The sequence below is a fragment of the Pantoea phytostimulans genome, from assembly GCF_046118715.1.
Lineage (GTDB): Bacteria > Pseudomonadota > Gammaproteobacteria > Enterobacterales > Enterobacteriaceae > Pantoea > Pantoea phytostimulans.
Genome location: NZ_CP173698.1, coordinates 3,872,305 through 3,884,750 on the forward strand (window position 1 = coordinate 3,872,305; position 12,446 = coordinate 3,884,750).

Sequence of the window (12,446 nt, forward strand, 5' to 3'; positions counted from 1 at the left end):
CGCCGCTCAACCTGCGTTCCGGCTTAAAGAATATGCGTTATTTGACGAAAGAAATTGCGTACAATTTCAAACGTCGACCAGATTCCAATCAGTGAAATCACCCCCAACAACGCCTGTTCCCACAGGCGATTTGCCTGACCTTCCATCATGAAACGCTTGCGGCTGGTCATGATAAACAGCCCAACCAGCAGCGGCGGCAAGACCAAAGAGGTCGCGACGCTGGTGCCGAGGATATTCAGCATCACTAAATCTGGCGCACCGGGAAAGGTGACAAGAATCGGCAGAATGATATAGACCGCAATCTGCACCCGCTTAAACCACGGATTATCATCTGGTGTTGCGTAACGTTGATTCAGGTTTCCCGTGTGATGCACACAGCTGAAAATCAATGAACAGAAGCCGCGAGACTGCGAAGGAAAACTGGTAAAGCTGGCGAGAAAAATACAGGTCCACAGCAAGTAAGGCCCGGCTGGGCCGACGACGCTGGACATCATAGCAGAAAGATCATTTTCATCGGCGATGGTGCTGCCCGAACCGTGCACCACTTCGGCGGCCACACTCCAGAACAGCACGTTAATCACCAGCATCGGTAACATGCCAAACAGCAAGTCAAGCTGTTGTAGCTTGCGGTATTTCGGCCCAACCCAACCTTTGTCACGCATGAAACCGGGATAGAGCAGGTTGCTGGTGGAGCCGCCAATAGCGCCAATGGTCGAGACAGCAATGAACACGGCAAAAAAAGGCCCGGCGTTTTCCGGCAGGCCGAAAGTCAGGCCGCGCAGAAAGCCGCTAACATCAAAATGACCGACCTTGATCATCGCATACAAAAACGAGCCAATCATAATCACCGACGCAATTCGCGCCAGCGTTTCGAGGTGACGATATTGATTGCGTGTCAGCATCATCAGCAGCGTCATGCTCACAATCACCACGCTCCAGAGAAACACGCCCCAGGTTTCGCCGCCGAAATGATTAAAAAGCTGATAAAGACCCACCGCGCCGGCACGTAAAAAACTCATCTGCACCACGAACGCCACAATGGCGATCAGGATGCCAAAAAACAGCGGAAAGCCGCGCCAGACGCGTTTGTAGCCTTGAATAATGTCGTTATCACCAAAGCGGTTCATCAAGGTGTATTTGGCGATGTAGGAGATCATAAAACCACGCGCGAGCAGGGCAATGATCAGCGTCCAGAGCAGGTCATAACCATAATTAGCGCCCGCGACGGTGGAAGCCACCAGATCACCGGTGCCGAGAAAGGTCATCGCCAGCACTAAGCCAGGACCAAAACTGCGCAGATACCCACGAAAGGTGGTCGGCAAGTGGTGATCGGCGACCGGGATGCTGATTTCTTGTTGCGATGTACTCATGGTGAAGCCTCACAATGAGGGTGACTGCAATGGCATTTTTGCTCTTTTTGCGCGTCACCGTAGGGTTTAGGGGGAGTAAATTTACACCGTTGCCACCGGCGTGGCGGGTGAACCCACCGCACCAGGCAGGCGCAGCGGAGGTGCAGTGAGCAGAAACGCGGTTCGTTGCTGTAGGGCCAGCCAGTCAGCCAGCGGACTCATCAGCCACAGTTCACCGAGATAAACCCCAAGCCGAAACAGGCAGAGATCGTGCAGCGGATGTGACGGATAAAAATCATTGTTAAGAGGTTTAGCGGGCAGAATTTCCACCGCAGGATTGTCAGCCAGCAGCGCAACCACGCCACTGTCATGTACCCATTGACGCAGCGCCGGATCGCTACCATCCAGCCCGGCAAAATGGCTGTTGAGATAAGCCATATCAGGTTCACCGTTCATTTCAATAATCGCTTCATCCATGCCGGTACGGAAGCACACAAGATCGCCGGGCCGAATGTCGATATTATCGGCCTCAATGATCTGCATCAGATGCTGATAACCAAAGGCGAAACGCCTAATGCCGAAATGGCGTTTGATATCGATCATAACCGCACGACCCTGAATACCGTGCTGCGCCATATTCTCAATACCCAATGCTTTTGCACCGAGATGCGTACCGCTATCACAACCACAGCCGCCGCGATAATCGGTTTCTCCGACAATATCCACCCCCGCTTTATAGCCGTTGTAGAACACCATTTCGGCATCGCCGTTATCGTTCACATCGAACCATTGCCCCATGTGCGCCAGACTGTCCCATTGCGTTGAGTACTGCAGCGCCAGCGTCACGCTGTCGTCACAGATGACATCGCTCAGGCGTGCATCATCCCGCGACAGTGGATAGGTCATATTGGCGTTTTCACCACGCCGCGTGGCGTTAAGCTGCGGCGGTGGGCGACGTGGATTCATCGCCGTGCCGCCAGGCAGATCCAGCGGCAGGCTCAGGCAAAACGTTTGGCCTTCACGCACTTCGGCAATCCCTTCAAGTACCTTGGCGGCGGTCAGCAAATTCAGACGACCCAACTGATCGTCGGGACCAAAATCGCCCCAGGTTGACAGCGCAGGCCGTTTATTCCAGCGGGTGTTCATACTTCACTCCTTGCAGATGCATCCAGTGACTGGGCGTTGTTCAGCGTCATCGGCGTTACGCGCGGCAGCCAGAAACCGTAAATCAGCGCGCCAATAATGCCCACCACGCCTGCGATTTCTAATGGGATAACGAATGAATGGGTGTACTGCATAATCACGCCAATCATGATCGGCGAGATGATGCCCGCCAGGTTGGCAGCCATATTTTGAATACCGCCGATGGTGGCGACGTTGGCGCGGTTTGGCGCAACGTCAGACGGCAGCGCCCACAGCGCGGCGGAAGCAAAGGTTGCCGAGAAGTTGGCAAAACACAATGCCGCCAGCGCCAGGCCCACCGTCGGCGAAAAGGCGGCTAAGCCAATGGTCGCGCTGCCGAGCATGCCACCCACCAACGGAATTTTTCGCGCGACGCTCAGTGAGTAACCGCGACGCACCAGGCTGTCGGAAAGCAAGCCACCGCACCAGCCGCCGATAATCGCCGCCACGCCGGGCAACATGCCGAGCAAGCCGAACTTCATCAACGAAAGATGGAAGGTTTCCACCAGATAGGTAGGGAACCAGGTGAAGAAGAAATAAGAGACGAAGTTGATGCAGAAGAAGCCCGCCATCATTGCCTGCACCGTGCGCTGGGTCAGTAGCTGGCGAATGCTCATCGGAGCGCCGGTTTCTGCATCCTGATTCGCTTCAATGAAGGCCACTTCTTCGGCGGTGGCGGAAGGGTGATCGCGCGGTTCGCGATACCACAGATACCAACCCAGTGCCCAACCCACCGCGACCACGCCAGAAATCACAAAAGTGGCGCGCCAGCCAACCCATGCAATCAGCAGCGAGATAATTGGAATCGCCAGCGTGCCGCCGATTTTGCTGCCGTTATTAAAGGTCGCGGCGGCAAAGCTGCGTTCCTGACGCGGGAACCAGCGCGTCACCGTTGACGAACTGGCGGGATAACTCGGTGCTTCTACCGCGCCCAGTACAAACCGAAAGCCAACCAACGCGGCTATGCTGCTGGCTAAACCGCAGGCCGCGGTGGCTAATCCCCAGCCGAGGCTACTTAACGCGAAGGTGATGCGCGGGCCAAGCCGATCAACCAGCCAACCGCCGGGCAGCTGGAACAGCACATAGCTCCAGAAGAAGGCGGACAGCAGCAAACCGCTGTCGGTGGGCGAGATGTGCAGCTCCTCGCTCATAAATGGCATGGCGACACTCATCGCCGCACGATCGATGTAGTTAATGGCGATACCCACTGACAGCACCGTCAGAATCACGTAACGAAACTTCCCTTTACTTTTACTTGCCGAAACGACTGCAGGTGATCCATTGGAATTCAGCGACATCATCGCCTCCAATTGTTTTTTGTTGTGGTTACAGAGAGGGAATGCCGCATGCAGGACGCATGCGGCGTTAAGTCAGAAGGTGATCACAGACTGTGGCTCACCGCCTGATGTTCGTGAACCTGTTCTTCGTCAACGATTGGCTCGACTTTGCCCAGCAGGAACAGGTAGTTAAGAATACCAATCACCACCAGCACGGCGGAGAACACCAGCGCCCAGGTAAAGTGGCCGGTAGCGCCGACAATCGCACCGGTAATGATCGGACCCACCGCGCCGCCCATATTGGAGACCGTATTTTGCAGACCGGCGACAATCGACACGCTGTTCTGCGGTGCAACGTCGCCAGGCAATGCCCAGACCTGCGAAGCCGCCACGGTGGTGCCCGATTTAGCGATACACAGCAGCAGCACGGTCATAAAGACGGAATCGGTGAACGGCGCGAAACCAATGCACAGCGCCATCAACAGACCCACGGTGAGGAACAGTTTGCGCGTGGCGGTCAGCGACAAGATTTTCTTGTGGACGATGCGATCTGACATCCAACCGGCAATCACTTCAATCACCATGCCGCAAATCAGCGGCAGCGCAGCCACCATGCCCATTTTGAGGAAATCCATACCCTTGTCTTGCACCAGATAAGTCGGCAGCCAGGTAATGAAGAAGTAGGAGGTATAGTTAATAGTGAAGAAGCCAATACACATTGCCCAGATGTTGCGGTAGCGCAGCAGTTTGTACCACTTCATGGGACGAACGCTTTTATCGCCATGTTTTTGTGTCTGGCCATCGCGGATCAAACTGATTTCGCTCTGGCTGATCTTCTTATGATCTTCCGGGTTCTCTGCATAGATAAAGTACCAGGCGATGACCCAAAACACGCCAATTGCGCCGATTACCAGGAAGGTGATACGCCAGTCAACCATGGCGATCATCCAGACGATCAGCGGCATGGCCACCGCGCCGCCAAATTTCGACGCACTGTCGAACAGGCCAGAAACGGTGGCACGTTCGCGGTCGGGGAACCAGCGTGCGGTGATACCCGCATTGCTCGGATAAGCAGCCGCTTCACCGATGCCCAGCGCCAGACGCATGGCCAGCAATGATTTAAAACCGGTGGCTAAACCCATCGCCATGGTCGCGATTGACCACCACGCCACGGCGATGCCCAGCCCTTTTTTCTGGCCGTAGCGGTCAGCAAACCAGCCTGCCGGAATTTGCAGTAGCGCATAAGACCAGAAGAACGCGGCCATGATAAAACCCATCATTTCTGGATTGATGTCCAGCTCAGTGATCAGGTGCGGCGCAGCAGCAGAGAGTACAGTTCGATCAATGTAGTTAATGGCGATCGCCAGCCACATCAGGCCAGCGATCCACCAACGGATACGCGAGGTGTTGTTCATCGTTATAATCACCAAACTGTTCGGTAAGAGAAGCGGTCGGTCTTACGCCAACCCGTTCATCACGTTTACTGGGCGTTCGCCCTGTTTAAGGCACTGAATAATCTGCTGCACACAACGTTCGCCAATAGCGCTGATTGCGCCGTCGGTATAACCGGCGATGTGCGAGGTAGGAATAAAATTCGGCAGCGTAAACAGCGGATGTTCAGCTAAGGGTTCGTGGTCGAATACGTCAGCGGCAGCGCCAGCAATCACGTTGTCCTGTAGCGCCTGGAACAGATCGTTTTCGTTGATCACGCCACCGCGCGAGACGTTGATCAGGAAGGCAGATTTCTTCATCCGTTTGATACGCGTGGCATTGAACAGGTTACGGGTTTCATCGGTCAGTGGCGTATGCAGCGTGATGAAATCGCCTTCTTCAGTCAGACGATCCATGCTGACGAACTCGATGCCGTGCTCGGCGGCAAATTTCTCATCGGGATAAAAATCAAACGCGATAACGCGCATGTTGAAGCCTTTGGCACGCAGCGCGACCTGCTTACCAATATTGCCCAGCCCGATAATGCCCAACGTTTTACCGTAGACGTCGGTGGCGAAAATGCGTGGCCAGTTGCCGGCGCGGGTTTCCTCTGCGGCCTGTGTGATCTGACGCGCACTGTTAAGCATCAGTGCGAAAGCGAAGTCAGCCACCGCGTGCTTGTTGGCGTCAGGGACATTGGTGACATAAATTCCGCGCGCGCGCGTTGCATCCAGATCGATGTTATCGACGCCAACGCCATGTTTACACACCACTTTTAACTGGGGCGCTTTCGCCAGCAGCTCATCGTTGACGTCAGTAAAGGCCACGATCATCGCGACGGTTTCAGCCAGATGCGGCTCCAGCGTCGACAATGGCGCATCGGCGGGCAGCGTAATCAGCTCAAAGCCATGCTGTTTCAGGGTGTCGATGGGCGCCGCATCATATTTAGCAAAGGAGGGCGAGGTGCAAATCACTTTCATAATTTTTCCCGGTGTCAGGTTTCAGGCAAGGGCAGCAAAGGCCACCCTGACGGCCATTACTGCAAATATTGATTCACGATTTGACGGATCTTCTGCTCTTCTTCGGCGCTGAAATGCACGGCATAGCGGCTTTCACCGACGTCATAGCCCAGCAGCGTGACGGCTTTTTTCACCGCCGCTGGCGAGAAGCCGACGCTGTATAAATCCGTACGCAGGCCCGTCACATTCTCTTGTGCCAGACGTGAGGCGGCGACATCGCCAGCGTTGAAGTGTGCCCAAATAGCGTTGATCTCTTGCGGCGCGACGTTGGCGAGGCCAGAAATGCAGGCTGAGCAGCCATCGACAAATCCTTGATGAATCAATGAATCTGGACCGTTCAGCACGTCGAAGTTATCAATGCCTTCAGCGGCTTTCAGGAAACCACTCAGGCTTTCATAGCTGCCCGCAGAATCTTTGATACCGATAATGTTGGGATGTGAGGCCAGCTTGCGCACGGTTTCGGGCTGCAAGGTATTACCGGTACGCGCCGGAATGTTGTAGAGGAATAGCGGGACGTCGAGCGCGTCGGCCACGGTTTGGTAGTGATAAATCAACTCTTCCTGCTTCAACGGCACGAAATAAGGCGTGATCACGGATACGGCGTCCACGCCCAGTTTGGCTATCTGCTTGCCAAGGCGAATGGTTTCACGGGTCGATATTTCACCGATGTGCGCCACCACTGGCGCGCTGCCGTTGACTTCATCCACGCAGGTTTCGGTAACCGCTATTTTTTCCTGCTCGTTCAGCACGAAGAATTCACCGTTGGTACCGCCGCAGAAGATACCGTTACCTGCATTGAGTTGGCGTTTTACCTGCTCGCGCTGGGTGGTGGGATTGAAAGCGCCATCACGATCAAAGGCGGTGATGATGGCGGTTAATACGCCGACTATTTTCTGGCTCATGAGAATCCTCGTTATGCCTGGTGTGAAGGAAACAGCGTCAAATACACGTCACGCACATCGTTGGCGCTGACCGCCGTTGGCACGTTTTTCATCAGACGTTGCACATCTAATGCCGCTTCCACTAAATAGGGCAGGTGATCCGGGCTGATACCCAGCTCTTCCAGACTGGCTGGCAGTTTCAGGCGCTTCACCAGCGCAGTGAAGTAATCCACTAACGCCAGAGATTTGGCTTCTTCACTTAGCAAGCTATCTGCTTCTGGCAGCAGATCGTATGCCTGAGCAAATTTGCTCACTGCGGCAGGACGAACGAAACGCATGCAAGGTGCCAGTAAAATGGCATTGGCAACGCCGTGCGGTAGGTGATATTTGCCGCCCAGCGGATAGGACATGGCGTGCACCAGATGCGTACCGGCGTGGGCAATGGCGGCGCCGCCATAATAGGAAGCCCACAACATTTCCAGTCGCGCCTGTAGATTGCCCGGTTGGTTAATGGTGGTTTCAAGATTGGCGAACAGCTTCTTCATGCCAATCAGCGCATAGTTATCACTCACCGGGTTCGACACGGTGGCAGTGAAACATTCGATCAGATGACACAGCGCATCAATGCCGGTTGAAGAGGCGATATGTGCAGGCATGCTGGTGGTGAGTTCAGGCACCAACGCCACGAAATCGGGCAGCATTACCGGCGAAATAATGCCGACTTTGGTCTCTTTTTCTGGGATGGCTAAAATCGCGTTGGGTGTGGCTTCAGAGCCGGTTCCTGCGGTGGTAGGAATTAACAGCGACGTGGTGCGATGCTGCGGTTTCTCGCCCGCTAACAACGCCTCCAGCGACGGCGCATTCTTTACGCACAACACGGAAAGCAGCTTAGCGACATCCAGTACGCTGCCACCGCCGACACCAATCACTAAATCAACGTCACGTGAGGGCAATGCGCTGAGGATAGCCGCGACATCATGCTGGCTTGGCTCTGGCGGTACGTTGTTCACGATGCTGACGTGAGCAATCTGCTGTTTCAGTTGTGCGATCAGCGCCTGAACCGCAGGAATGCTTTCGATATTCTTGTCGGTAACCAGTAATGCTTTCGCCTTACCGTTAAGCAGATAGCGAATGTCATTCAGCGCCTGATAGCCGCTGATAACCGTGCTGTTGATATTCATTTCATACCCTTTTCACTGTGTATCTGAACTGAATGATTGTGTTTGCTCATATCAGTGCGAGTTCTGTCACTTACTGTGCCTCAATTTATAGGGCATATTGATTTCGATTAATTTGATCTTGCTCACATATAATCAATCATGATTGAATATAATCATCATCAGCGGCAAGCAGCCGAAACAGGAGAAACAATGACCCAATCGTCATGGAAAACCCCGGTATTGGTGATCGCCGATGATTTTACCGGCGCGAACGATGCGGGCAGCGGGCTGGCCCAGGCGGGAGCGCGTGTACATGTGCTGTTCAACAGCGAGATGCCGCATAACAGCGAGGCAGTAGATGTTTGCGTGATCAGCACTGACAGTCGGGCAATCAGCGCTGATCTGGCGGTGGAGCGCATTACGCAGGTGGTAAAGCAGCACGCCCTACACGCTGGCTGGCTGGTTAAAAAAATTGACTCGACCTTGCGTGGCAATGTCGGCGCAGAAGTGAATGCCGCACTCAAAGCCAGCGGCAAACAGCTGGCGCTGGTGGTGCCGGCGGTGCCGCGTCTTGGACGCACCACGCGAAACGGCGCGGTTTATTTAGATGATGTGCTGCTCACCGATACCGAATTTGCCAGCGATCCTAAAACGCCAATCTCAAGTGCCAATGTGTTGCAACAATTGCAGTTGCCGGGCACACAGATCGATCTCGCCACATTACGAAGCGATCGTCTGGAGACCGTACTGAATAACCTGCGCGGTGTGGTGGTGGTGGATGCAGAACAGGACGCGGATATCGCCCGTCTGGTACGCGCTGCGGCGCGTTTAGCTGAAACGCCTTTATTAGTCGGCGCGGCGGGATTAAGCGATGCGCTGGGCGCGCACCTTTCTACCCGTGCAGCAAAGCCGGTGTTAGCGGTGGTGGGATCGATGAGCGCCAGCGCCCAGCAGCAAATCAGCAAGCTGGCGAGGCAGCGCAACATTGCTCTGATCGACATCAATATTAGTGAGCTGTTCTTGCAACCGGCGTGGCCTTCCGCGTCGGAATGGATCACGCAAAGCGTGGCGACGCTGCGTGCAGGTCAGCACACGGTGATTCGAACCTGCCAGCGAGCCAATCAGCGACAAGAAATTGATCAACTTTGCCAGCAACACAACATGACTCGTCAACAACTGGGCGAGGCGATTTGTGCGTTTCTCGGCGAGATGACGCGCACCGTGTGCCGTCAGCAATTGCCAAATGCGCTTTATCTTTCCGGCGGCGACGTGGCCATTGCCGTTGCCCAGGCGCTGGGTGCCAGCGGGTTTCAAATTCAGGGTCTGGTGGCGGGCTGCGTGCCGCATGGGGTTCTGCTTAACAGTGAATTTATCTTGCCGGTGATGACCAAAGCGGGTGGCTTTGGCGACGAAAACACCCTGGTAGAAGCCATACGTTTTATTGAGGAGAAGTCGAGTGAATAAAATTATTGCGGTGACGATGGGCGATCCTGCGGGCATTAGCCCGGAAATTATCATCAAAGCGCTGTCTGAAGGCGATCTGAACGGCGCGCCAGCAGTGGTGGTGGGTTGTGCCAGTACTCTGCGCCGCATCATGGCGATGAATATCACCCCGCAAGCTGAATTGCGGGTGCTCGACAGCGTAAAGGATGCGCATTTTGCACCAGGTATCATCAACATCCTTGATGAACCGTTGGCGAACCCGGAAGCGTTAAAACCTGGCGTGGTACAAAAAGAAGCGGGCGATCTGGCCTGGCGCTGCGTAAAGCGCGCGACGGAACTGGCGCTGGCCGGAGAAGTGCAGGCGATTGCCACCGCGCCGCTGAACAAGGAAGCGCTGCATTCGGCAGGCCATATCTATCCGGGACATACCGAACTGCTGGCGCACCTTACCAACACTAAAAATTACGCCATGGTGCTGTATACCGATAAGCTGAAGGTGATTCATGTCACCACGCATATTGCGCTGCGTAAGTTCCTCGATACGCTGAATCGTGAGCGCATTGAAACGGTGATTGGCATGGCGGATACCTTCTTGCGCCGCGTCGGTTTTGAGAAGCCGCGTATTGCCGTCGCGGGTGTTAATCCCCACGCGGGTGAAAATGGGTTATTTGGCGATGAAGAGATCACCACGGTTGCACCCTCAATCAAGGCGATGAAAGCGCAGGGCATTGACGTTTATGGGCCTTGTCCGCCAGACACGGTGTTCCTGCAATGTCAGGAAGGGCAGTACGATATTGTGGTGGCGATGTACCACGATCAGGGACATATCCCGCTGAAGCTGCTGGGCTTTTATGATGGCGTGAACATTACCGCAGGACTGCCTTTTATCCGCACTTCGGCAGACCACGGCACCGCGTTTGATATCGCCTGGACAGGTAAAGCGAAGTCTGAGAGCATGGCGATCTCGATCAAACTCGCGATGCAGCTTGCATAGGGAAATATGAAGGGACAAAGTCGTCTTGACCAGATTATGGATTATCTGAAAAGCCATAATCTGGTGACTGTAGAGCAGTTGGTGAGTGCGATTTCCGCCTCACCGGCCACCATTCGGCGTGATTTGATCAAGCTGGATAAAGAGGGCGTAATCAGCCGTAGCCACGGCGGTGTGACCTTAAACCGGTTTATTCCCAGCCAGCCCACCACGCTGGAGAAAATGCAGCGTAATTTAGCCGAAAAACAGGCAATTGCTGAACAAGCAGCCAGCTTTGTGCGGTCGGGTGATGCAGTGGTGCTGGATGCCGGCACTACCATGCTGGAACTGGCGAGGCAGCTCACGCACCTGCCGCTGCGCGTCATCACCGCAGATTTACATATCGCGCTGTTTCTTTCCGAATTCAAACAGATCGAAGTGACCATTATTGGTGGGCGCATTGATGATTCCAGCCAGTCGTGTATTGGTGAACATGGACGCCGTCTGTTGCGCAGCATTAACCCCGATATCGCGTTTGTCAGCTGCAACTCATGGAGTCTGGAGCGCGGCATTACCACGCCGACCGAAGAGAAAGCGGGACTGAAGCACGATCTGTTAGCGAATGCCGCACGACGTGTCTTGCTGGCTGATAGCAGTAAATACGGTTCCTGGTCGCTGTTTTGCGCTTCGCCGCTGGAAAATTTAACCGATGTGGTGACCGACAACCGGCTGGAAGAGGACGTGAGGCGGGAGTTACGTGAACGCGGCATTGGCTTACAGTTGACGAAATAGATCGGGGTCGTTTGTCCCCCTCCCAACCTTCCCCCATGAATGGGGGAGAAGCGAGGTGGGGGACTGCGAGAACCAACTCCAGCTTTAGCGAGCACCTAACTTAGCCCGCGGAGGCAGCCACTACAGCGTCTTCAAACCCATTGAAGGTATGTTGCGGCCGTAGTAAATCTCACGCATCTCTTTCCACAGCAAATCAGTAATGCGCTTGTGTTCTTGTGGGCTGAGATCTTCCGGCTTGGTATTAAACAGGTAATGTTTCAGTTCGAAATCTTTCAGCATCATCTTGGTATGAAAGATGTTTTCCTGATAGACGTTCACGTCCACCATGTCATACATCGCCTTCATGTCATCTGACATGAAGTTCTGAATCGAGTTGATCTCGTGATCGATGAAATGCTTCAACCCATTCACGTCACGGGTGAATCCGCGCACGCGATAATCAACCGTAACGATGTCCGATTCGAGCTGGTGAATCAAATAATTCAGCGCTTTCAGCGGTGAAATCACGCCACAGGTGGAGACTTCAATGTCTGCGCGGAAGGTACAAAGCCCGCCTTCGGGGTGGCTTTCGGGATAGGTGTGTACGCAGATATGGCTCTTGTCGAGGTGAGCAACCACCGAATTCGGCAGCGGGCCAGGATGCTCCGAGTTATCGATATCTTTCGGATCGATCGGCTCTTCGCTCACCAGAATGGTCACGCTCGCGCCCTGCGGCTCATAATCCTGGCGTGCAATATTCAGCACGTTGGCACCAATGATCGAACAGGTTTCCGTCAAAATTTCAGTCAAACGGGTCGCGTTATATTGCTCGTCAATGTAGGCGATATAGCCATCGCGCTCAGCTTCCGTATTTGCATAGCAAATATCGTAAATACAAAAACTCAGGCTTTTAGTCAGGTTGTTGAAGCCATGTAGTTTTAGCTTTTGCAATTTCATTCACCC

At 54.2% G+C, this 12,446-nt stretch carries 11 protein-coding genes; 3 read left to right on the forward strand and 8 right to left on the reverse strand.

Features of this window, described 5'->3' with window-relative positions:
- Positions 1 to 23: 23 nt before the first annotated feature.
- The 7 genes from ACF2G4_RS17915 to ACF2G4_RS17945 form a co-directional block, all read right to left on the reverse strand.
- Positions 24 to 1,370, reverse strand: a complete 1,347-nt coding sequence (locus tag ACF2G4_RS17915; RefSeq protein ID WP_215847604.1) for an Nramp family divalent metal transporter — start codon at positions 1,368 to 1,370, stop codon at positions 24 to 26.
- Between the two features lie 81 nt (positions 1,371 to 1,451).
- Positions 1,452 to 2,495 carry a cyclase family protein gene (locus tag ACF2G4_RS17920; protein ID WP_409075244.1) on the reverse strand — a complete coding sequence of 348 codons (1,044 nt, stop codon included), beginning with the start codon at positions 2,493 to 2,495 and terminating at the stop codon, positions 1,452 to 1,454.
- A complete protein-coding gene (locus ACF2G4_RS17925; protein ID WP_409075988.1) occupies positions 2,492 to 3,829 on the reverse strand; it encodes an MFS transporter in 1,338 nt (445 codons plus the stop codon). The genes ACF2G4_RS17920 and ACF2G4_RS17925 overlap by 4 nt, the downstream gene beginning before the upstream one ends.
- A gap of 83 nt (positions 3,830 to 3,912) precedes the next feature.
- Positions 3,913 to 5,223, reverse strand: coding sequence for an MFS transporter (locus ACF2G4_RS17930; protein WP_332625605.1), 1,311 nt, complete (start codon positions 5,221 to 5,223; stop codon positions 3,913 to 3,915).
- A gap of 42 nt (positions 5,224 to 5,265) precedes the next feature.
- The gene (locus ACF2G4_RS17935; RefSeq protein WP_409075245.1) at positions 5,266 to 6,219 is read right to left on the reverse strand and encodes a phosphoglycerate dehydrogenase; all 954 of its coding nucleotides are present in this window, start codon (positions 6,217 to 6,219) and stop codon (positions 5,266 to 5,268) included.
- 56 nt (positions 6,220 to 6,275) lie between these two features.
- On the reverse strand, positions 6,276 to 7,160 hold the full coding sequence (locus tag ACF2G4_RS17940; RefSeq protein WP_243078571.1) for a dihydrodipicolinate synthase family protein: 885 nt from the start codon (positions 7,158 to 7,160) through the stop codon (positions 6,276 to 6,278).
- A gap of 11 nt (positions 7,161 to 7,171) precedes the next feature.
- Positions 7,172 to 8,320, reverse strand: coding sequence for an iron-containing alcohol dehydrogenase (locus ACF2G4_RS17945; RefSeq protein WP_409075246.1), 1,149 nt, complete (start codon positions 8,318 to 8,320; stop codon positions 7,172 to 7,174).
- A gap of 189 nt (positions 8,321 to 8,509) precedes the next feature.
- Here ACF2G4_RS17945 and dtnK point away from each other — a divergent pair, with 189 nt between their 5' ends.
- Genes dtnK through ACF2G4_RS17960 form a run of 3 tightly spaced genes read left to right on the forward strand, consistent with a single transcriptional unit; the run spans position 8,510 to position 11,504 of the window.
- A complete protein-coding gene (gene dtnK, locus ACF2G4_RS17950) occupies positions 8,510 to 9,763 on the forward strand; it encodes a D-threonate kinase (RefSeq protein WP_409075247.1) in 1,254 nt (417 codons plus the stop codon).
- The gene (locus ACF2G4_RS17955) at positions 9,756 to 10,736 is read left to right on the forward strand and encodes a D-threonate 4-phosphate dehydrogenase (RefSeq protein WP_243078568.1); all 981 of its coding nucleotides are present in this window, start codon (positions 9,756 to 9,758) and stop codon (positions 10,734 to 10,736) included. Before dtnK ends, ACF2G4_RS17955 begins: the two co-directional genes overlap by 8 nt.
- A 6-nt stretch (positions 10,737 to 10,742) precedes the next feature.
- The gene (locus tag ACF2G4_RS17960) at positions 10,743 to 11,504 is read left to right on the forward strand and encodes a DeoR/GlpR family DNA-binding transcription regulator (protein ID WP_215847597.1); all 762 of its coding nucleotides are present in this window, start codon (positions 10,743 to 10,745) and stop codon (positions 11,502 to 11,504) included.
- 120 nt (positions 11,505 to 11,624) lie between these two features.
- Here the strand turns inward: ACF2G4_RS17960 and speD are convergent, their stop codons facing one another.
- Positions 11,625 to 12,440 (reverse strand): adenosylmethionine decarboxylase, encoded by an 816-nt coding sequence (gene speD, locus ACF2G4_RS17965; protein WP_215847596.1) that lies wholly within the window; start codon positions 12,438 to 12,440, stop codon positions 11,625 to 11,627.
- Positions 12,441 to 12,446 lie beyond the last annotated feature (6 nt).